We start from the raw sequence: 22,784 nt of genomic DNA, 5'->3' as shown, positions 1-22,784 counted from the left end.
GAGACAAGAACATGTACTGTAGTCAGTTATGGATCTATTATGGAGAAAATGTTTAAGAAGAAACTTGTGGGGTTGAAGTCTATTGTAGGGATAAAGTCGGAGAGAACAATAGTAGCAACAGGAGAATATACTCAAGAGGTCAGATACTATGTAACTTCACTTGATAATACCAAACCGGAGGAGATTGCATCTGCCATCAGGCAGCATTGGTCTATTGAAAATAATCTTCATTGGCAACTGGATGTTACCTTTCGAGAAGACTACAGTAAAAAGGTGAAAAATGCAGCCAGAAACTTTTCGGTGGCAACAAAGATGGCACTTACCATACTAAAGAATGAAAAAACAACAAAAGGAAGCATGAATCTGAAAAGACTAAAAGCCGGATGGGATGAAAAATATTTGTCACAACTTTTACAGGAAAATAATTTTTAATGCGTCTGCCCTGTATAAGGTGATATTTGTCATTCTATAAGGTGACTATCTATCTCCGAAAGAATAAAAATCACTAAAGATACAAAATTAATCAGTGAAAAGCAATAGTGAGGCAGGAAATATAACCATACTGCCAATGGATTTAATTTATTCCAATACAGATTAGAAATTCTTCCGGAAAGTACATCCATTTCTCCATTCCGAACACCCGTAAGCAGTCTTCCCCTTAATGATAGTTCCTTTACCACAAAGTGGACAGGGTTGGCCAACAAAAGCATCTACCCCACCTGTTGCAGAAGGAGTTGAAGCAATTGTAGCCACCGGAGCCGGAGAACCGGGCAAATCAGCCTTCACTTCGTTCGTCGTTTTTTCCGCTTTTGGTTTCTTTTCTTTCGGTGTACTTGGTTTTCGTTCACGCTTTTTAGGCTCTTTCTTTGCTTTCTCTTCGGCTTTTGCAGCTACTGCATCCTGAATAGTAATACGTCGATTCGTATTATCAGAAAGTACGCTCATCACGATTTCCGAAACCATCTGTTTCAGTTCTTCGAGAAACTGGCGGGCATCGTATGTCTTCTTTTCAATTTCGCGAAGCTTCTTTTCCCAAATACCTGTCAGTTCCGCCGATTTCAATAATTCTTCGTGAATGAGCTGCACCAACTCCACTCCTGTCGGGGTGGCAATCAGGTTCTTTCTCTCCTTACGGATATAATTTCGTTTGAACAGTGTTTCAATGATGGCAGCACGGGTAGACGGCCGGCCGATACCATTCTCCTTCAAGGCATCACGAAGTTCATCATTATCCACCAGTTTTCCGGCTGTTTCCATTGCACGGAGCAGTGTTGCTTCGGTATAAGGTCTGGGCGGCTGTGTCCATTTCTCGTTCAAGTCGGGAATATGAGGACCACTTTCGCCCTTCACAAAAGCAGGAAGTACATTTTCATCCTCTTCTTCTTTTTCTTCGGTAGAGTCTTTTACTTCCTTGGCAAACACGACACGCCATCCCGGTTCCAGGATTTGTTTTCCGGTCACCCGGAATTCTATCTTATCCACTTCTCCCATGACGGTAGTAGTAGAAATCTTACAGTCCGGATAGAATACGGCTATAAAACGACGGGCTATCAAGTCATAGACACGACGTTCCATATCCGTCAGGTTTTGAGCATAGACTCCGGTGGGGATAATGGCGTGGTGATCCGTCACTTTCGAGTTGTCAAATACCTTTTTCGATTTAGGAAGTGTAGTGCCGGCTAACGGAGCTGTCAAGACTTCGTAATCACGGAGTCCTTTCAGGATAGCAGGACATTTCGGGTAAATATCGTCACTCAAGAAAGTAGTATCAACACGCGGATAGGTAGCTACCTTCTTCTCATAAAGAGACTGAATCAGTTTCAGCGTTTCATCAGCCGAATAAGCGAATTTCTTATTACATTCTACCTGAAGAGAAGTCAAGTCGAACAAACGTGGGGCGAACTCTCTCCCATCTTTCTTGCCAACACTAGTGACTACAAACGGAAGATCCTTTATGCGTTCTACCAATGCCTCGCCTTCTTCCCGGTTAGCGATAGGGTCGATACCCGGATTATCTATTTTCTTTTTTCCACCGTTCTTTTCTTCTTCCGCAGCAATTTCTTCATCACTTTTGCGGATAAGTGCGGAAAAAGTGGTATCCCGATAGTTGGTTTTCAGTTCCCAGTATTGCTTGGGTTCGAAATTGGCTATTTCCAACTGACGGTTGACAATCAGTGCCAGAGTCGGTGTCTGTACACGACCGATAGAGAGTACCTGTTTATTTTGACCGTATTTAATGGTGTAAAGACGGGTGGCGTTCATTCCTAATAGCCAGTCACCCATCGCACGAGAAAGTCCGGCTTCATAGAGTGACTGAAAATCTGTCTGATCTTTCAGCTTCGCAAACCCTTCCCGGATAGCTTCTTCTGTCAATGAAGAAATCCACAGACGTTTCACCGGACAGCGTGCACCTGCTTTCTGCATCACCCAACGCTGAATCAATTCTCCCTCTTGCCCGGCATCACCGCAGTTGATGATTTCATCTGCGTTCTGCATCAGTCCCTCGATAATGTGGAATTGTTTTTCGTAGGTAGGATTCTCTATCAACTTGATGCCGAAACGTGGAGGAATCATTGGCAGGCTACCTAAATTCCATGATTTCCAGTTAGGCGTGTATTCATGCGGCTCTTTCAGGGTACAAAGATGCCCGAATGTCCAGGTCACCTGGTATCCGTTTCCTTCTATATATCCTTCTTTTCTGGTATGAGCGCCGAGTACTTCGGCTATATCGCGTGCTACTGATGGCTTTTCGGCTATGCAAACTATCATTTTTTCTCTTCTTGTTTTTACACTAACAGCTTACAAAGTTACACGATTATTTCTCATTGACCGCATGAAGAGAGAAAAAAGTCCATAAAGGCATAGATCGGAGAAAGAATGATAACTTCAACTGAATAGTTTTCAAGATGTACCGCTTTCTCCTTTTTTATACCACTCCATTTGATGTTTGATAAGCTATATAATGAAGCTGCACAGTTCTACACACGATATGTGCATAGCTCTGTGCAGCCTCTCTATAACGTTTCTATTTTAAACCGGAGAAATCACAAAAAAGAGGATAATGTGTAGAAGCAACGGTCACATCTACTCCCGACAGACTTTCTATCACATCAGCCTGTGTCACATTTACGTTGTGACTCTTCAAAGACACGATAAAGTCAAGGCGACGTTTCTTACCACTGACTTCGGTAGACTTATCGGCACTAAGAAGATTCCAGTTACTCTTCACCATTTGGAAAAATTCGCTTTCCAAGTCGCCCTCATTGAAGTATCCTAACAAGAATGCAGGTTTATTATAGGCAGACAGTTTCGTTTCTAACGTTTGAAGGGCCTCTATACGCTTTGCCATATCCGTATCGAAGTTGGTACTGGCTACTACAAACTTTTCATATTCCACTACCATGGCTGCACGCATCTCGCTCTTTCCCGCCATTTGGTATCTGTCTACACTTACAGGTTCTTCTTTTGTCAGTATACCAACACCGAATTCACCGCCTTTATAATCAATGGCTTTAGCAAAGTAATCATGCATATTTGCTTTCTGTGCCAGTACGTTCAACTGGTCGATACCTTCCGAACGTTCCGTCTCCTTATCCAGTCCCTGCAAGCAGACAATATCCGCATTCATTTTGGCGATAATACGTCCTGTCCGGTCGTAATCAATCACGCCATCTGTACCTTTACAATAGGTCAGGAAATAGTTACCTATGCGCAGGTCACCTTCTGCCTTCGGATATTCTCCAAGTCCGGTCGGCTTCTTAAAATCACAATAAAGTGGATAATGGTCGGAAGTTATTGCTACGTTGACACCATCCAGGTTGTATATTACATTCGATTTTACCACAATGGTAGGTGGAGTTTTCAAAGTAACGACAAAATCAATCCGTTTGGTAGCCTGTCCGGTAGGAAAAGTGTTTTCTGTAGAACTGACAACCTCCCATTCTTTCTTCAGTTCTGTAAAGAATGTGCCATTCATCAAGTCCTCATTAAAGTCACCAGCCATATAAACCACTTTATTATATGTTTTGGCAAGGTCTGTGAGCTGTTTTGCAGATTCAACTCTATTATTCTCTTCCAAAGCCAAGTGGGTGGAGATAACTACATAGTTCTCAAATTCGGCTATGGCAGCAGAACGGAGTTCGGCACCGGGAAGGGGATAAGTCTTCGTGCTGATCGGCGTCCCTTTGAACAAAAGGCCATTACCGTATTCACCACCCTGGTAAGCGATTGACTTACTAAAATAGTGATTCATGCCTGTTTTATCCGCCAAGGTTTTCAGTTGGTCGACTTTATTACTGCGGGTAGTCATGTAGTCCACTTCCTGCAGGCAAACGACATCGGGTTCCATTCCGTTGATAACAGCGGCTGTCCTGTCATAATTAATCACGTCATCGTTACCGGCACAATGCCTTATATTAAAGGTCAACACTCTAAGGTTCCCCTCCCCTTTCGGATAAGTATAGGAAACTTCCTGTTTACCGTAAGGTATCATATTATCAAATTTAGAGTTGTCCATGTCGTCGGCACAGGACAAGTTGGCAAACACGGTTGCCAAAAGACATATATAAGAAATCATATTTTTCATAAGAATTTATATTTCTGAATCTAATTAATTAAAGTTCAATCCGTCATTCCAACCGGGATTCTGTGTTATCACACCATTGGACAAAGTACGTTCGCTGATAGGAACAGGGTACAAATAATCTCTGTCTTCATTCCATTTCTTGGTAATCAGACTATGACAGATGATATAACCACTTTCGCCATTCGACAAGCGAATCTGCTCGCCGATCTCTAAATATAAAGGTACATTTCCGGCAGGTTTTGTTCCTACGTAGAAACAGACATCATCCGTACCGTCTTTATCTAAATCGTAAGTTCCGGGCCCGGGAACATAGATTCCCAGCAGATCGTTCTCAAATAGTTTACCTTCTTTCCAACGCATGATGTCGTAATAACGGAAACCCTCCATTGCCAGTTCGATGGTTCGTTCGCGACGGATTTCAAGGATTACTCCCTGATTGGCTCCTTTCACATTCGGATAACCTGTGGCGGCACTCATCAAATACGGGTCGGGTTTTGAATTTGCCAGTTCCATATCCAGGTTAGTCATTCCTACCCTGTCTCTAAGTAATTTAATAGATTTATTGATGTCGGCTTGCTTCAAAGTGCCTAGTTCGGCTTTTGCTTCTGCAAAATTCAGATACACCTCTGCCGTGCGGAACAGGGGAATATCGTTGCACGATTTATTATATTCATCGTAGTTAGCCGTCATCGAATATTTTATCAGGTGATATCCGGTCATAGTATAAGCCAGGTTCGGGGCTTCTTTCTTTGTACTTCCGATTCTCGTATATCCAGGGGTACGAATGGTTTGTGCCAGTCGTGGATCCCGATTCTGACATTCCTGATCGAATGTCATCGTTTCATAACCGGCTTTATCCGTGAAACGGCTTCCGTCCGCCATCAGATAAGAATTCACAATCTTCTTGTTCATTCCCGGACGTCCCATTGTGGTGGAGTTCTCATAATTCTGCACATTATGAAGCACAGAAAGAGAAGCTTCATAGTCACGCCCGAAAATCACTTCATCCGCTTGTAGATTTATGGAAGCGAATAAATCCCTGTAAGGTGTGCTGCCCGATTTATAGAGTGTATATCCGCTTTCGTTCATAAAGGTTTCAGAAGCCGAGACACAAGCATTCAGGTATTTTTCATAATCCTCCAGTCCATGATATTTACGGAAAGTACCCTCAAACAGGCAGACACGGGATTTCAGAGCCAATGCCGTCCACCGGGTCAGTACATACGCATTCTTCGTTTTCGGAAGATTGGCTATCGCAAAATCCAGGTCCTCCAGCATTTTCTGCATGACAAATTCACGTGAGTCCCGGGCTTTATACAATTCGGGATCATCCGAGTCGAGTGCTTTGTCATACCAGGGAATATCGCCATATCTCTTCACCTTCTCAAAGTAGAAATAAGCTCTGAAAAAACGGGCAACACCATCGTAACGGTTACGGGCATTCACTTCCGTGCAGTTATGGGAATACTGCAGATAGAAATTAATATCGCGAAGTGCCGTAAAATTCCAACCGTTTCCTTCATCGGGTATGATGCGCTGTCCGGACATTTCGAGCATCAAGTCGGACTTGACAATCAAATCGGACGACTCGGAATAAATATCGACAGCGGACGGAACCAGATTGTTATAAAACTGATTCGTAAATAATCGCAACTCATCTTCAGTCTTGAAATATACATCCGGATACAGGCGGTCTTTGGGTGTCTTATCCAACCAATCGTCGCAAGATACGAAAGATACCGCCAACGCGAACAACCAAGATACTATATAAACAAGTTTCATAATTCAAATATTAGTTAGTTTAAAAAGTTACGTTCACTCCAAAAGAATAGGTCTTTGACCAGGGATACAACTTTGCGTTACCATTTGCCGATTGGATGGAATTTTCTGCCGACGCTTGTTCCGGATCAATGTAGTCGCTCTTTAGTGGAGAGAAGGTAAACAGATTCTCACCACTGAAATAGATATGCAGGCGTTCTATCTTTACCTTCTTCGTCCATACGGCGGGAATCGTATAGCCTACTGTGATATTCTTCACTCTGCAATAAGCCAGATTCTGCAAATAACGGTCGTTCACCACTCCCAAAGAACGGTTATTGCCGAGGGCAAGATACCCTATCGGACGTGGGAAATAAGCATCGGGATTTTCCGGGCTCCATACCTGGCTCAAGAAATCGCGTGGAATGAACGATGAATACGGACGAGCGTATGGTCCCCAAAAGAATACAGAATTAGTACCCGGATACCAGTCTTGATGTCCTACTCCCTGAAGATAGATGGAGAAGTCGAATCCATACCAGTCGAAACCACCTTGAATACTGTATGTATAGCGCGGCAATGAGTTTCCGATTATTTTGCGGTCGCCCGGATCATCTGCCGTGTTCGAACCGGAAGATATTGTATGGTCGCCGTCCAAATCAACAAATTTCATATCACCGGCGTGAAGTCCCGGATTCACCTGCGCTGTATTGATAACGAAGTTGACTGCTGTTTGGTCGACGTTATAGTTTGCCGCTTCTTCGTCTGTCCTGAAAAGTCCGTCTACTACATATCCCCAGATATCTCCCAATTTCTGACCTACATAATAATCACTCAATATCTTGGAAGGATTATCGAATTTGGTTATTTCCGATGTATTATCTGCCAAGCCTACGGACAGGTTATAACGGAAAGGTTTGTTTGCCAGTTTGAAAGCATCATTCCAAGTCAGCATCAATTCCCAGCCTTTGGTACGCAAGTTGGCTGCATTTTGCTTGGGCTCGTTGGCTCCATAAGCACCGGGAAGCTTTTTGCCGGAAGTTTGCATACCTTTAGTATCACGAACATAGGCATCGGCAGTCAGGTTCAGGCGGTTGTTCAGGAATCCGAGATCCAGTCCTACGTTCCAAGTCGAAACGGTTTCCCAGGTCAGGTCGGCGGAATTCGGGTCGGAGACACTTGCATAAGAGCCTTTCTTCTGATCGCCAAAGATATAATTCATTGTACCGTTGGTATTAATGGTTTGGATATAATCGTAATATCCTACCTGCTGATTTCCTAACGAACCGTATGAGAGACGCAATTTCACATTATCAATATTCTTCTTTAAATTCCCGAAAAACGGTTCTTCACTGATTCTCCATCCTACGGAAGCCGAGGGGAAGAAACCGAAACGGTGTCCGCTTCTGAAACGTGAACTTCCGTCATAACGTCCGCTTGTCTCAAATAGGTAACGACCTCCTTTATAGGAGTAATTAAGACGATAAAATGCTCCCAAAAGCGCATATTCATTCTGTCCACCGGACATAGTCATCGCATCTCCGACTGCCAGATTTAAGTCATTCAAGTCATCGGAGAGCAAACCCTGACGGGAGACTTTGATATCTTTCAGACGCTTGGTTTCATAATTGTAACCTGCCATGATTTTTATCTGATGGTCGGCAATATCCAGCATATAATCACCATAAACATTGAAAGCCTGATACCAATGATTGGTCTGTGTTTCCTTCAACTGATTCACACCGCTTCCGGTAGTCAGATAGGATATCTCACCCGGATATTTGGAATATGGTACATTTACTGTTCTGTTCATGGTCTGATAGTTATAGTGCAGGTAGCTGTAGTTTGCACGGACATTCAGGTTCTTCATTACATTGAAACTTGCTTCGAAAGTCGTGGAAAACTCATACCGCTGGTCTTCATTCTTATGTTTTCCATAAGCAAGGATAGCTCCCATGCCATCCAAAACAGCAGAATTGCTCAACGAAGTCAGATACACCGCACTGCCATCCGGATTAATGGGTACAAAGCTCGCCAGTGCATGATTCACCGCAGTATTGAAGTTGTTATTAATACCCGATAATCCCGGATAAGAGTAACTATTATAATGGTACTTCGTGTTATTGCTGATTGTCAGTCGTGGAGTGATCTTTGCCGAGATTTTACTTCTGAAATTATACACCTTGTATTTATCAGGATTCTGTCTGAAGATACCCGTTTGGTCAACTGTATTTCCTGATAAATAATAGTTCAACTTTTCATTTCCCCCACTGACACTGATATTGTGCTCCCACATCGGTCTGTTTCTACGATAAAGATAATTATACCAGTCGAAGTTACCGTAATAGACGTATGTATCTCTTCCGTCACGTTGGTCGGTAACTACCCAGGGACGTTCGGGATTCTCCGTTTTATCATTCCGGCGCAACCAAAGCTGGCGGTAGTCTTCTTCCGTATAGTTGGTATAAGGCTTTCCGTTATAATTGGTATAAAACAAGTCGTTGATGCCTGCCGAATAATATCCCCTGGTTTCAAAATCAGTAGAAGTCGTCTGATTGCTCCATGAATATCTTCCATCATACGAAACGGTAGTCTTGCGGGCGGAGCCTTCCTTGGTAGTCACGAGGATAACACCATAAGAAGCACGAGCCCCGTAAATAGCGGCCGAAGATGCATCTTTTAATACGGAAATAGAAGCGATGTCATTCGGATTCAAGCGGTCGATATCCCCTTCTATTCCGTCAATCAGCACTAATGGCGATGCATTGCCACTGATAGAATTCACACCACGGATATTGATAGTTGCCGAAGCTCCCGGATACCCAGACCCAAAAGTTACATTCATATTGGGCACAGTCCCTTGCAACATCTGTGAGGCTCTCGGCACGGGTCTATCTTCCATCGCTTTACTGTCTACTACTGCAACAGCTCCCGTCAGGTTTATTTTCTTTTGAGTACCGTAGCCTACCACCACCACTTCTTCCAGCGTAGCCGTATCCTCCCGGAGTATTACTCTCGAAGATTTCTGCAAGTCGGAGACTTTAATTTCTTTCTTCTCAAATCCAATATAGGACACAACGACTAGGGCATTGGCCGGAACCGAGGATAATGTAAATTCACCATCCAAATTCGTGATCGTTCCCATAGACTGTCCCATCACCTGTACACTGGCACCGATTACCGGGTCACCGTTCACATCGACCACTTTCCCCGTAACCCGATGTAAAGGCTGCGATGGGACGGCAGTAGTATTACGTTCTGTTTTCTTTGTGATGATAATCATCCGGTTTTGTAGTTTATACTCTACATCCTTATCCAAAACAGTAGCAAGCACATTATTAACAGTTGCCTGCTGAAAGGAAGCCGTTATCTTCTTGTTCTCATTAACCTCGTCCGTTTTATAGATAATAGAGTACTTCGTCTGCCGCTCAACTTCTTTCAATACCGCCTTCAGCGGCTCATTTTTAAAGACCTTTGTAACTGTCTGCGCCCGTAGTGACTGGACGCCCAAACACAACAGAATCAGGAGAAACAGTCTAAAAAATGAGTTTCTTCGGTCATTCATAATTTTATCAATTAAGTTGTTACAATTTAAAGTGATTTATATTTAAGGATATATATATATTCGATTGTAGTATTTCTCTGAATCGCTTCTATAAGATAAAACAACTCATCATTCATCTGCCCAACCCCTATAAAAGCAAAAAAGCAGATTATTTCTGCTTTTTTGTATCGACTGGCTTTATTTATTCAGACCACTGGAATATCGGATAACCGTTCGTTCCTTTTTTCCAAAGATTCGGATTCCAGGCTACGATGATATTCCCCAGTTCTTCCGCTGACTTCGCCACTCCGTGAAAAGTTGTTCCCGTGGCTGATGATTCGTCTGATGCGGTAATCGTTTTTTCATTCACTTTGAGTACAATACTTTCGCAGGCGTAACAATTCTCATAACTGCCTAATGAAGCAGAGACCCCAACAATGCGTCCTACGGTTGACGAAGCATCCACTCCGGTCAAGTTACTCCATGCTGCGCTGTTCTTGATAGCAATGTCACAACTTTTGTCAATTTGTCCCAAAATACCGCCTACGCCTCCTTTAGTTGCACTGACTGCTCCGTATGCATAGCAGTTCTCAATAAATCCGCCGACACCTACTTTCCGTCCGGCAATACCGCCTGCTTTTCCGCCACTTGCCGCCTGATCGCTGACCGTTGCATTTGAATAACAGTTCTTTATATAACTTTCCTGCCCATCATAGCTATTTGCCAATACACCGGCTATTCCACCTGCCGCACCAGAACCGATTACTTCGCCGGTCGTATAGCAGTTCACAATTCTTCCTGTCTTATTTCCGTTACCTTTATCTTTAAGTCCGAGATAACCGGTAATAATTCCAATCCCCTGCCGAGCAGATGATACAGAAGCATTCACAAAGCCCACATTACGACAATCACCGCACAATACTCCGAAGAAACTTGGATAATCACCGGCAGAACATTTGAAGTTTTTAATGACATGGCTGTCTCCGTCAAAATCTATTTCATAAGGAAAATCACCGGAACCATTCAACGACTGCCAGTCATCAATGCCTGCCATATCAATATCAGCACCTAACTGGAAATAAACTTTCATTCCCGATTTCAACACACTACGCATATTTCTGATCTGCGTAGCATTCATTATCATATAAGGTTTGCTGTCCGTTCCGTTTCCTTTCTCGAACAAACCGCCGGCACCGTCTTCGTCACCATCACTATTTCCGTCATCCGTTTCCGTTTTTTCGAACGGAACACGAGTGTATGAGTCCAAAGGATTAGGGTCAGAACACGAGATTGCAACAGATGCCATCATCAACAGCATCCCAAATCTGCCTATTTGAGTAATATTCATACTTGATTTCTTTACAATTAAACATTGAGTTCTTATCTTATATATATATCCTTTTCCTTATATTCTACTTTGATAGGTATGATTTCTTTCAGTGCATCCATTACATCTACGATTGTCTCTTTATTACGCAACGAAACACGGAACTTCATATCGCCCAATTTCTCCGACTCTAACTGAATATGCACATCGTACTGACGTGAAAGCTTCTTCACCATCTCTCCTAACGTAATGTCATCATATTCAATCCTGTCTTCCGCCCACGCCATTGCCTGACGTGCATTTACTTTCTTTCCTTTCAACTGTCTTGTTACCAAATCCAAAGAAATAGATTCTCCCGGAGACATCCGTATCTGATCTTCTTTATAATTCAACTCTACTGCTCCTTCCAGCAAGGTGGTTGTTATATACGAATCGTCTGAATAGGCAGATACATTAAATTTCGTACCTTTTACCACCACATCATATTCATGCGTCTTTACTGTAAATTGCTTTCCATTCTGTTTAGTCACCTCAAAATACCCCTCTCCTTCCAGCTCCACCACCCGGTCGGCTGTATTAAAATAATTCGAATATCTTAATACGGAACCTGCATTCAGCCATACAACTGTACCATCCGAAAGCTGTATCTTACTCTTATCCCCCAACGGAGCTTCGCAAACAAAAAAAGTCTTTGGCGTAAACAAGTAAATAGCCTGTTGAATACCCAACGTAGTACCGACAATCAATGCTATAACGGCAGCGATACGGGCTATCTTCCATATACCAGGTTTCGACTTTTTCAATAACGGGACAATCGCTTCCTGCGTATACATCTTATGCTTCAAAGCTTCCCATTCAGCATCTGTCTCCGAATCGGTATCCCGGTGATTCATCCATTCTCTCTCCCATTGACGGAACCTGCCATAGCCACCTTCCACCTGTTCGATATATTCGAACAGATTCTTTTCGTCAGCTCTTGATATGCGTCCTTCAAAATACTGAATAGACAATTCACGGATATTTTCTTCTTGCTTCATTATATTCACTTTCTATAAGATGTAACAACCCATATTTCTTTTACCCAACCTCTGAAACAAAAAAAGCAGAAAAAAACTTTCCTGCTTCTTATTCTTTATATAACCGAAGAGTGCATTGATTATTTCTGCTCCATCATCAGCCATGCCAATATCACTATATACAGATCCACCGGATAGCGTTCGCTGAAATGCCGGGAGAAATATTGCAAAGCCCTTGCTATATGCTTTTCGACTGCTGTGGTAGATATTTGTAGTTTTTCTGCGATTTCTCTGTTCTTCAATCCCCTGAAACGGCTTAACAAAAAAATCTCACGCGACCTATCCGGTAACTGATTAAGCACAAGGGCAATCTGCTCCTGCAATTCCTTGTATAATAATTTATGTTCTGCATCCTGCATAAAGTCTGCATAGTAGAGTCTTTCTTCCCCATCCACCTTTGCCAGGTACTCCACCCGGTACTTTTCAACAATCGAGCGATGCTTCAGATAATTTAGACATCCATTGCGGACCATAGAAAAAAGAAGAGAAGTAAGTGAGAAGGCAGATAACATTTCGCGACGTTCCCAAAATCGTAAGAAACACTCTTGAATAATATCACGAACCGTTTCTTCATCTTCTATAAAACGAATAGCATACCCTCGCAAACGAGGATAATAACTCTTGAACAGAAACTCAAAAGCTGCATTATTGCCTCTTTTCAGCTCTCCCAATAATTGTTTATCATCCATGAAATCTACCATAGTTTAGAAATTTATGCGCAAAGGTACGGGTCAACAGTTAACAAAGTGATGACAATATTATGAATATTTTTTCAATAAATCAAATTTGAGGTACTTTTTTATAAAACGCCAAAAAGGAAGTTTTCAATAATAGGATACAAAAAAAGGGTCAGTAACTGACCCTTTTTTCTATTAATTCATGGTTTCCCACTTATTGCATATACAATCTGTCAATAAGAAAGTTTTCCTTATTCTTCATCCATTAGGATTTCCAGAATCTGACAAGCAGCTTTCGCTACCGGAGTACCCGGACCGAAGATAGCAGCTACACCTGCCTTATACAAGAAATCGTAATCTTGTGCAGGAATAACACCACCGGCAATCACTACAATGTCTTCGCGACCCAGTTTCTTCAGTTCTTCAATAATTTGCGGAACCAATGTCTTATGTCCGGCAGCCAGTGAAGAAACACCTACTACATGAACGTCGTTTTCAACAGCCTCGCGAGCAGCTTCCGCCGGAGTCTGGAACAACGGTCCCATATCCACATCGAAGCCACAGTCAGCATAACCGGTTGCTACGACTTTAGCACCACGGTCGTGACCGTCCTGTCCCATCTTTGCAACCATGATACGAGGTTGACGCCCCTCTTTCTTCGCGAACTTCTCGGCCAGTTCACAAGCACGTTTGAAGTCGCTATCGTTTTTACTTTCTGATGAATACACGCCTGATATCGTTCTAATTATTGCTTTATAACGTCCTACTATCTGTTCGCAAGCATAAGAAATCTCACCCAATGTTGCGCGAACACGAGCTGCTTCCACAGCCAATTCCAACAAGTTACCCTTGCCAGTCTTCACACATTCGGTAATTGCTGCCAATGCTTTGTCCACTTCAGCCTGATTACGTCCATCTTTCAAACGTTTCAGGTTTTCAATCTGTTCAAGACGAACGGCTGTATTATCAATTTCAAGAATATCAATCGGAGCTTCTTTTTCCAGACGATACTTGTTCACACCGACAATTGTCTGCTGACCACTGTCGATACGAGCCTGTGTACGTGCAGCAGCTTCTTCGATACGCATCTTTGGAATACCTGTTTCGATAGCTTTCGCCATACCACCCAGTTTTTCAATTTCCTGAATATGCTCCCAAGCCTTGTGTGCCAGTTCGTTCGTCAGAGATTCTACATAGTAAGAACCACCCCATGGGTCAACGTTCTTGCAGATGTAAGTTTCTTCCTGAATGTAAATCTGTGTATTACGTGCAATACGTGCAGAAAAATCTGTTGGAAGAGCAATAGCCTCATCCAATGCATTGGTATGCAAAGATTGAGTATGCCCCAAAGCTGCAGCCATAGCCTCAATACAGGTACGTCCTACGTTATTGAACGGATCCTGTTCGGTCAGTGACCAGCCGGAAGTCTGCGAGTGAGTACGCAACGCCAGTGATTTCGGGTTCTTCGGATTGAATTGTTTCACAATCTTTGCCCACAACATACGTGCAGCACGCATCTTGGCTATTTCCATAAAGTGATTGGTTCCAATCGCCCAGAAGAAAGACAGACGCGGTGCAAATGCATCAATATCAATGCCTGCTGCCGTTCCTGCACGAAGATATTCCAAACCATCGGCCAATGTATAAGCTAGCTCGATATCCGCGGTTGCGCCTGCTTCCTGCATGTGATAACCGGAGATAGAGATAGAGTTGAACTTAGGCATCTTCTGCGAAGTGTATTCGAAAATATCAGAAATAATCTTCATAGAGAATGCAGGCGGATAAATATAAGTATTACGCACCATGAATTCTTTCAGAATATCATTCTGGATAGTACCGGCCATTTCTTCGAGTTTAGCACCTTGTTCCAGACCGGCATTGATATAGAATGCCATAATCGGAAGTACAGCTCCATTCATTGTCATAGACACAGACATCTTATTCAATGGGATACCATCGAACAGCACTTTCATATTTTCCAATGAACAGATAGATACACCGGCTTTACCTACGTCACCCACTACACGTTCGTGATCGGGGTCATAACCGCGGTGAGTAGCCAAGTCGAATGCCACTGACAAACCTTTCTGACCGGCAGCCAAATTACGGCGATAAAATGCATTTGATTCTTCGGCGGTAGAAAATCCGGCATACTGGCGGATGGTCCAGGGACGAAGAGTGTACATTACTGAATACGGACCGCGCAGATAAGGAGGAAGTCCGGCAGCATAGCCAAGGTGTTCCATTCCTTCGAGGTCTTCTTTTGTATAAACAGGCTTCACTTCAATGTGTTCCGGTGTTTTCCAGTCAGCGGAGATACCGTTAGCCTTTTGCCATTCAGCACCATTAGTCGGCTGAAATGCGGCATATATATCGATGTTTTTAAAATCTTTTCTCATCTTACTTCAATAGTTTAGCGTTAAACTCTTTCAAGGTATCCAATACATTGACACGAACATGGATGAAGTTTTCGATACCTGCAGCTTTCAGGTCGTCCATACAAGCCGGAGCACCGGCAACGATAAACATAGCACGACCATTCAGTGCTTTGAAAGCAGGAATTGCATATTCAGCATATTCATCATCGCTGGAACAGATAACAACAATATCAGCTTTTGCAGCCATAGCTGCCTCTACTCCTGCTTCTACTGTCTCAAATCCCAGATTATCAATCACTTCATAACCGGCACAAGCCAGGAAGTTACAAGAATATTGAGCACGTGCCTGACGCATTGCCAAATTTCCGATGGTTAACATGAACGCTTTCGGACGTTTGCCTGATGCTTCTGTTTCGAGACGCAATGCTTCAAACTGACTGGCAGCACGATCGAACACCAGAGTATCCACCTCTTTTTCGCAAGTATGAGAGTCACCTCCGCAACAACACTTACCTTCAACAGGTTGCTTATTGCCAGCCTTTTCATTGAAGTTCGGGAATTGGTTGGTACCCAACAGCACTTCACGACGCTGTGCAACTGCTTTATGACGAGCTTTGTTGCTCTCATTCACAGCAGCCTGAACAGTTCCTGCTTTCAATGCCGCATAGAAGCCACCTGCTTCTTCTACAGCAAGGAAGAGTTCCCAAGCCTGTTTTGCAATAGCCACAGTCAGATTCTCGATATAATAAGAACCGGCAGCAGGGTCGATCACTTTATCAAAATGAGATTCTTCTTTCAGCAGCAGTTGTTGGTTACGAGCCAGGCGTTCTGAGAACTCGTCCGGAGTCTCATAAGTCTTATCAAACGGAGTTACCGTCATAGAGTCTACGCCTCCTAATGCAGCACTCATGGCTTCAGTCTGTGTACGAAGCAGATTTACATGTGCATCAAACAAAGTAAGATTGAAAGTAGAAGTTTCGGCATGAACCGCCATTTTTGCTGCGCAACGACATTCTCCGTTAGGACCTTTATTCTCGCAATCACGCACACATTCGGGATTGTAAGAAGCTACAATATTTGCCCAAAGCAAACGTGCCGCACGGAATTTCGCTATTTCAAGGAAATAATTGGAACTGATACCAAAATTAAATTTGATTTTCTTGGCTACTATGGCAGCAGGAATACCGGCATCAGTCAATTGACCCATATATTCATTTCCCCAAGCCAGAGCATAACCCAGTTCCTGAGAAATATAAGCGCCTGCATTATTCAATGATAAAGCGTTTACATTCAGCACACGATAGAAAGGAAGCGGCTGAATGGCTTCAATCAAAGATTTGGCTGTTTGTACCATATCACCTTTCTCCTTGCCACGAGTCAGCATCTTGTTGAAGAAATCATAGTTGATAGAACCTTTCAGTTTCTTCACATCATAATCTTTCTTCTGGAAATAAGCTACCAGCAGATTAGCCAACTCAACCACATGCCCCTGACAGGTTGAGAAATTCAGTTCAACACACTCTGCCTGAATATCACTTAACAGTGTTTCAATATATTCCGCATTAAGTTCTTTTGCTTTCACATGGAAAGAAAGTGAGTCAACACCCTTATTTAGGATATCCAGTGCTTTCGCATTGGCTTCTTTCGGACATTCTACTCTAATTTCCTGACGAACCAACCATGCATTGTTGTCTTTTTTAGTTCCTCTTAAATAAGGGAACTCTCCAGGAAGTGCATCAGTAGTTTTTAAATCCTCCAGATCTTCCATCCGGTAAAAAGGTTTCACTTTAAACCCTTCGTTTGTTTTCCAAACGAGCTTCTTCTCAAAATCAGCACCTTTTAAATCGGCTGTAACCTTCTCCATCCATTGTTCGGTGGAGGCAGGAGAAAAGTCTGAGAAGAGTTTTTCTTTTTTGTCTGCCATAGTTTATTTAAAATTAAAACAAGATTAATATTGTCTTTATTTTTATCTATCTCTTTCTAAATGTCAGTCGTTCGACCTGCAAATATAACCAATAAGTTAAAACGAATCTCTTTTTTAGGGAAAATTCGCACAGGACGCCCCGATTCGTCAAGTGCATACAATCTGCATAGAAATTCTTCATTTTTAGTTCTTCTTTTATTTGATTAGCTCCAATGTTATGAGTAATTTTGCACTCGTTTTTAGAAAAACATTATAAAAACTGCTATATTATGGATTGGTTACAAAGTTTATTATGGGACCCCAGCTCCGTAGCTCACATCGTGCTCCTCTACGCATTTGTAGTGGCTGCCGGCGTGTATCTTGGTAAGATAAAGATATTCGGAGTTTCTTTGGGCGTCACATTTGTTTTGTTTGCCGGCATCCTAATGGGACATTTCGGCTTCACAGCCGATACACACATCCTACATTTCATCCGTGAATTCGGATTGATCTTGTTCGTATTCTGTATCGGTCTTCAGGTGGGGCCATCTTTCTTCTCCTCTTTCAAAAAAGGAGGAATGACATTAAACCTGTTGGCTGTAGGCATCGTAGTGTTAAATATTGCTGTCGCACTGGGGCTTTATTACCTCTGGAACGGCCGGGTAGAACTGCCGATGATGGTAGGTATCCTTTACGGAGCAGTGACAAATACTCCGGGACTTGGTGCTGCCAATGAGGCTCTGAATCAGTTGCATTATACCGGTCCGCAGATTGCTCTCGGTTATGCATGTGCTTATCCCCTCGGTGTGGTAGGTATCATTGGTTCTATCATTGCCATCCGTTACATCTTCCGTGTCAATATGGCGAAAGAAGAAGAAAGCCTGAAAATCCAAAGTGGAGATTCACACCACAAACCTCACATGATGAGCCTGGAAGTTCGCAATGAATCAATTAGTGGAAAAACGCTGATTGAAATCAAGAATTTCCTGGGCCGTAAGTTCGTTTGCTCCCGAATTCGCCATGATGGTCATGTAAGTATTCCCGACCATGAAACAGTGTTTAATATAGGCGACCAGTTATTTATCGTCTGCTCGGAAGAAGACGCTCCTGCAATTGTAGTATTTATCGGAAAAGAAGTGGAGCTCGACTGGGAAAAACAAGACCTCCCAATGGTTTCCCGTCGTATTCTGGTTACCAAACCGGAAATCAATGGTAAAACATTAGGTTCTATGCACTTCCGTAGTATGTATGGGGTCAATGTCACTCGTATCAACCGTTCCGGTATGGACCTGTTTGCCGATCCGAATCTGATACTTCAGGTAGGTGACCGCGTTATGGTGGTAGGACAGCAAGATGCAGTAGAACGTGTTGCCGGTGTACTGGGTAATCAGTTGAAACGCTTGGATACACCGAACATTGTTACGATCTTCGTTGGTATCTTCTTAGGTATCCTTCTGGGTAGTCTTCCGATTGCATTCCCGGGTATGCCGACTCCTTTAAAATTAGGTTTGGCAGGCGGACCGCTGGTAGTGGCCATTCTTATCGGACGTTTCGGTCATAAGCTGCATTTAGTGACTTATACAACCATGAGTGCCAACCTGATGCTTCGTGAAATCGGTATCGTTCTCTTCCTTGCCAGTGTCGGTATAGATGCCGGTGCCAATTTCGTGCAAACGGTAGTCGAGGGAGACGGATTACTATACGTAGGTTCCGGTTTCCTTATCACCGTTATCCCGCTACTTATCATCGGCACCATCGCAAGATTATATTATAAGGTAAACTACTTCACCCTGATGGGATTGATAGCCGGTAGTAATACCGACCCACCGGCATTGGCTTATGCCAATCAAACAACCTCCGGAGATGCTCCGGCAGTGGGATACTCTACAGTTTATCCGTTATCAATGTTCCTCCGTATTCTAACGGGACAGATGATATTATTAGCAATGATGTAAATCAAGTTTAGCATATAAACAATAAAGCCGGCTATATCCAAATGGAATATGCCGGCTTTATTTATTTTTTCAATCTGCTTTTCTATCCTGTCATACAAGCTGCAGTTTCTTTACTACAAATTCTTCAATGAACCGCACTGTCTCTTCAATTCCCAAAGAAGAAGAATCGATGCACAAATGATAAGTAGCTGCTGCTCCCCACGTTTTATAGCTATAATAATTATAGTATTCCGAACGTCTCTTATCCGCTTTTTCGATCATTTCTTCTGCAGCTTCCGCATCAATATGATGCATGCCACACAACCGCGCTATGCGATCTTCTTTAGAGGCTGAAATAAAAACATTAGCGCAACGAGGATGCTCTCTCAGAATATAATCTGCGCAACGTCCTACAAAGACACAAGATCTTTCTGCTGCCAGATGACGGACCACATCACTCTGTACTTTGAACAAGGCATCATTGCTCAAGCAGTTGTTACATGGCATAGCTCCCTCACTGATAAAAGGGAAACGCATACCGAACAGTCCGCCAATAATACCCTGCGAGGCTTTTTCATCAGCCTTTTCAAAAAACTCCTTACACAATCCACTTTCCTCCGAAGCCAGATTAATCAGTTCCTTGTCGTAGAAGTTGATTCCCAAACGGGCTGCCAACTTCTCTCCTATTTCTTTTCCGCCGCTACCTAACTGACGGCCGATATTGATAACATAATTACCGCTCATAGTACATTTTGTTTTATGGTTCTGTAGCAAACATACGACTTTTTTCTAAAAATCACATCATCAAACGAAAGTTATATTTGAAAGTGACTATGAAATATCCTTTTATTTCCTGGTTACGGAACTCATAAAAACCATCAGAAGAAGTCGTACGGCCGAAACTTTTCCTCTTTCCGAGAATATCCGCCCAATAAGCAGACAGTTCCGCTTCTTTCTTTTTCAAGAACCGCCAGCTGGCACTTGCATTCCACAACATCTGGTCATCTTCGCCTTTACGGATATTCGTACCATTACGGAAAGAATAAGCCCCGTCAGTCCGTAATTGCAAGCCAAAAGGAAGATCAACGTACCCCTCAAGACGAAAACTATAATTACGCGTATAGGTATCGTTATCATTGATAGAATTAAGCGAATACTGATAATTCCAGGAAGTAGAGAAATCAATACCTCCCCAGGTGGGCTGATAAGATACATTCGCGTCACACCCCAATCCGGTATCACGTGTCGTACTTTTCTTCGGTTCGAGGCTCTTGTCTTCATTAATCATACTGACACGATTGCTATGATTACCGTTCATATCCAACCGCAAGGAAAAATGTCCCAGACGCTTCCACCAGTTGGCACTTCCATATACATTCCAGTTTCCGTTAATATTAATAGGAGATGTCTCACGTCCGCCGGTTTTTGCATCATATAGCACTACCTGCGTCACACTGTTCTGTTCCATCTGCCCGCCGATATTCGCAGATATACCTTTTTTTGAATGTTGAAAGCTCACACGGACACTATGAGAAAACATCTGTTTCAAATCCGGATTTCCCCGGGTGATATACAACGGATTACTGTTATCCGTCAGCGGCATTAAATCTGATAAGGAGGGTTGCCGGGTTCTACCGCTATAATTGAAAGTGATCCGGGCCTCTTTCTTTTTCCAATTCACCCATATCATAGGCTGAAAATCGATAGTATGCATGGTAGTGTCCGCATAGAGCTTTCCCATTTTCCGTTCAATGGCACGTTTTTGCGGAGTCATCCCTAATGAGGCATTAAACATCCAGGTATCATCAGAGTAATTAAGCCCCACATCCAGATTATGGCCATTCGTACGACTATGACTCCGATTACTCAAACTATCCACATACCCTGCTTCATAGTCGGGAGGCAGTTCACCAAAAACTTCCGACTTCGTCAGAGAAGATAATTCATACGTATCACGATTATCACGTTCATAGTTAGTATCCCAGTTATATGCTACCCGGAAATGCATCTTCTTACCAATAGGCTGGGCAAAGGTAATCCCGACTCTCCATGAATTATTTTTTTGAGGCGACTTCAAATACTGGTTACGAAAAAGCACCGAATCATTTCCCAATTTATCTTCAAGACGGAAATAAGTAGTTTTAGAAAGCGAAAAACTTTCATTATCTCCCCACGAATCCGAGTTCAGGATGTTCAATGCCAGCGTTGTACCTTTTTCATTCAGACGTCTCATAATACCCATCATCCAGCTATAACGGTTCGACTGATTCTCCGAACGCGACCGGTTCTCGCTACGATTCACTTTTATATCCCGGGGAATAGATTCAAAGTCATCAAACAAGCTCTCATGACTTATGCCGGGAGGAGCATCAAAAGATGCATTCTGGCTACTGTTTTCATTCCTATTAGGAGAGATTCCTAAATTACCGGTAAAATGTATACGTGTACGTTTATCTACTTCCCAGCTTCCCATGAAGTTAGAACTAATCGACCGCCCCTTAGAGTTACTTTCGTTAGTAGACGCAGAGTATTGATTACCTGCCGGCAAATACTGTTCCTGATAAATGGAAGAAAGATTTCCGTTCCGGTTCAAATTATAGTTCACACTTCCGGTCAGGGAGAATTTCTTACCGAATTTATGAGTCATATTCATTCCTACCGAATTGTTGATATTATCCTTGTACGTACTATTCTGGTATCTGTTGGTAGACTGTGCGATAAAAGAAAGATTATCTCCGTCTTTACTAAAATAATTCACTTGCCCCTCGAAATCCTTCTTCTGGTTATTCCCGTATCCTACCGTTGCATTTGTCAGCCAGGTTTTATTCAATTCATCCTTAGTCTGCAAGTCAAGTACATATTTCTTTTCTCCTGAACTAATTCCGGTGAACTCCTCTTCTTTCGATTTCTTATCATATACTTTCAACTTACTAATCAAGTCTGCCGGAAGATTTTCGAGTGCCGTCTTTTTATCTCCGGAGAAAAAAGCTTCGCCATTTACATTGATTTCACTGATGGGCTGTCCGTTGTATGTCAACGAATTATCTTTCTTATTATATACCAATCCGGGAACACGCTTCACTAAATCTTCCAGATAAGCTCCTTCACGAGTTTTAAAAGCGGCAGCATTGATAACCGTAGTATCTCCCTCCATCACTACTTCCTGCAATTTTCCCGTTATCGTCACTTCACTAATCTGAATATCATCATCTTTCAATACCACTGTACCGATATTCACCGATACAGAGTCTTCCAGTGCCCGGTATACAGATTGCATTCCCATAAAAGAGACCTTCAACAGGTATTTCTTTTTCTTCTGCGGTTGATAATTAAGAATGAAACGCCCATTCTTATCACTTGTTATTCCCTTGATAAAGGCAGAATCACTTTTCGCCAAAATAACAATGCTGGCAGATGGTAATGCCCGCTTCTCATTACTGCCGGCTTCCACTGTCTGCACTCTTCCTCGCACAGTTCTCACTTGTTGAGCATACAGAGCAGTATGTCCCCAAAGTAGCAGCAAAAGCAATCCCACTAACTTACAAGCGTTCATATCTAATAGTAGTTAAGTCTGATATTTATGTTGATCTAAAACAAATCGG

The 22,784-nt window shown here is 42.7% G+C and carries 13 protein-coding genes; 2 read left to right on the top strand and 11 right to left on the bottom strand.

Annotated elements, in window-relative coordinates:
- On the top strand, positions 1-432 hold a 432-nt coding region (locus HMPREF9010_RS07410; RefSeq protein WP_008650260.1), incomplete at its 5' end, for an ISAs1 family transposase.
- 162 nt (positions 433-594) lie between these two features.
- Here the strand turns inward: HMPREF9010_RS07410 and HMPREF9010_RS07415 are convergent.
- From HMPREF9010_RS07415 to mutA, 9 genes are all read right to left on the bottom strand, one after another.
- Positions 595-2,769 carry a DNA topoisomerase 3 gene (locus HMPREF9010_RS07415; protein ID WP_008650257.1) on the bottom strand — a complete coding sequence of 725 codons (2,175 nt, stop codon included), beginning with the start codon at positions 2,767-2,769 and terminating at the stop codon, positions 595-597.
- 256 nt (positions 2,770-3,025) lie between these two features.
- Positions 3,026-4,585, bottom strand: a complete 1,560-nt coding sequence (locus HMPREF9010_RS07420; protein WP_004312404.1) for an endonuclease/exonuclease/phosphatase family protein — start codon at positions 4,583-4,585, stop codon at positions 3,026-3,028.
- 24 nt (positions 4,586-4,609) lie between these two features.
- The gene (locus HMPREF9010_RS07425) at positions 4,610-6,367 is read right to left on the bottom strand and encodes a RagB/SusD family nutrient uptake outer membrane protein (protein ID WP_004312403.1); all 1,758 of its coding nucleotides are present in this window, start codon (positions 6,365-6,367) and stop codon (positions 4,610-4,612) included.
- Positions 6,368-6,386: 19 nt separating this feature from the next.
- Positions 6,387-9,908: a SusC/RagA family TonB-linked outer membrane protein gene (locus HMPREF9010_RS07430; protein WP_008650254.1), complete on the bottom strand. Its 3,522-nt coding sequence runs from the start codon at positions 9,906-9,908 to the stop codon at positions 6,387-6,389.
- 181 nt (positions 9,909-10,089) lie between these two features.
- Positions 10,090-11,235: a hypothetical protein gene (locus HMPREF9010_RS07435; protein WP_008650252.1), complete on the bottom strand. Its 1,146-nt coding sequence runs from the start codon at positions 11,233-11,235 to the stop codon at positions 10,090-10,092.
- 32 nt (positions 11,236-11,267) lie between these two features.
- Positions 11,268-12,251, bottom strand: coding sequence for a FecR family protein (locus HMPREF9010_RS07440; RefSeq protein ID WP_008650251.1), 984 nt, complete (start codon positions 12,249-12,251; stop codon positions 11,268-11,270).
- Between the two features lie 119 nt (positions 12,252-12,370).
- Entirely contained in the window at positions 12,371-12,991 is a 621-nt protein-coding gene (locus HMPREF9010_RS07445) for an RNA polymerase sigma-70 factor (protein WP_004312400.1), read from the bottom strand.
- A gap of 227 nt (positions 12,992-13,218) precedes the next feature.
- Positions 13,219-15,366: a methylmalonyl-CoA mutase gene (gene scpA / locus HMPREF9010_RS07450; RefSeq protein WP_004299440.1), complete on the bottom strand. Its 2,148-nt coding sequence runs from the start codon at positions 15,364-15,366 to the stop codon at positions 13,219-13,221.
- Position 15,367: 1 nt separating this feature from the next.
- Positions 15,368-17,269, bottom strand: a complete 1,902-nt coding sequence (gene mutA / locus HMPREF9010_RS07455) for a methylmalonyl-CoA mutase small subunit (RefSeq protein ID WP_004312399.1) — start codon at positions 17,267-17,269, stop codon at positions 15,368-15,370.
- A 269-nt stretch (positions 17,270-17,538) separates the two neighbouring features.
- On the opposite strand from mutA, the gene HMPREF9010_RS07460 reads away from it, so the two are divergent.
- Entirely contained in the window at positions 17,539-19,203 is a 1,665-nt protein-coding gene (locus HMPREF9010_RS07460) for a putative transporter (RefSeq protein WP_004321876.1), read from the top strand.
- Positions 19,204-19,293: 90 nt separating this feature from the next.
- On the opposite strand, the gene HMPREF9010_RS07465 is transcribed toward HMPREF9010_RS07460, so the two are convergent.
- Positions 19,294-19,926, bottom strand: a complete 633-nt coding sequence (locus HMPREF9010_RS07465; protein ID WP_008650240.1) for an AAA family ATPase — start codon at positions 19,924-19,926, stop codon at positions 19,294-19,296.
- A 52-nt stretch (positions 19,927-19,978) separates the two neighbouring features.
- Positions 19,979-22,735, bottom strand: coding sequence for an outer membrane beta-barrel protein (locus tag HMPREF9010_RS07470; protein ID WP_008650238.1), 2,757 nt, complete (start codon positions 22,733-22,735; stop codon positions 19,979-19,981).
- Positions 22,736-22,784 lie beyond the last annotated feature (49 nt).

It is taken from the genome of Bacteroides sp. 3_1_23, from assembly GCF_000162555.1.
Taxonomy (GTDB): Bacteria; Bacteroidota; Bacteroidia; order Bacteroidales; family Bacteroidaceae; genus Bacteroides; species Bacteroides ovatus.
The sequence above is the reverse complement of the archived record's forward strand: the minus strand, read 5'-3'. Positions and strand labels throughout refer to the sequence as shown.

Excerpts from the sequence above, each read along its gene's own strand:
- HMPREF9010_RS07430 (WP_008650254.1), bottom strand. The coding sequence starts at position 9,908 with ATGAATGACCGAAGAAACTCATTTTTTAGACTGTTTCTCCTGATTCTG.
- mutA (WP_004312399.1), bottom strand. The coding sequence starts at position 17,269 with ATGGCAGACAAAAAAGAAAAACTCTTCTCAGACTTTTCTCCTGCCTCC.
- HMPREF9010_RS07470 (WP_008650238.1), bottom strand. The coding sequence starts at position 22,735 with ATGAACGCTTGTAAGTTAGTGGGATTGCTTTTGCTGCTACTTTGGGGA.
- HMPREF9010_RS07465 (WP_008650240.1), bottom strand. The coding sequence starts at position 19,926 with ATGAGCGGTAATTATGTTATCAATATCGGCCGTCAGTTAGGTAGCGGC.
- HMPREF9010_RS07425 (WP_004312403.1), bottom strand. The coding sequence starts at position 6,367 with ATGAAACTTGTTTATATAGTATCTTGGTTGTTCGCGTTGGCGGTATCT.
- HMPREF9010_RS07440 (WP_008650251.1), bottom strand. The coding sequence starts at position 12,251 with ATGAAGCAAGAAGAAAATATCCGTGAATTGTCTATTCAGTATTTTGAA.
- HMPREF9010_RS07415 (WP_008650257.1), bottom strand. The coding sequence starts at position 2,769 with ATGATAGTTTGCATAGCCGAAAAGCCATCAGTAGCACGCGATATAGCC.
- HMPREF9010_RS07435 (WP_008650252.1), bottom strand. The coding sequence starts at position 11,235 with ATGAATATTACTCAAATAGGCAGATTTGGGATGCTGTTGATGATGGCA.
- HMPREF9010_RS07445 (WP_004312400.1), bottom strand. The coding sequence starts at position 12,991 with ATGGTAGATTTCATGGATGATAAACAATTATTGGGAGAGCTGAAAAGA.
- scpA (WP_004299440.1), bottom strand. The coding sequence starts at position 15,366 with ATGAGAAAAGATTTTAAAAACATCGATATATATGCCGCATTTCAGCCG.
- HMPREF9010_RS07420 (WP_004312404.1), bottom strand. The coding sequence starts at position 4,585 with ATGAAAAATATGATTTCTTATATATGTCTTTTGGCAACCGTGTTTGCC.
- HMPREF9010_RS07460 (WP_004321876.1), top strand. The coding sequence starts at position 17,539 with ATGGATTGGTTACAAAGTTTATTATGGGACCCCAGCTCCGTAGCTCAC.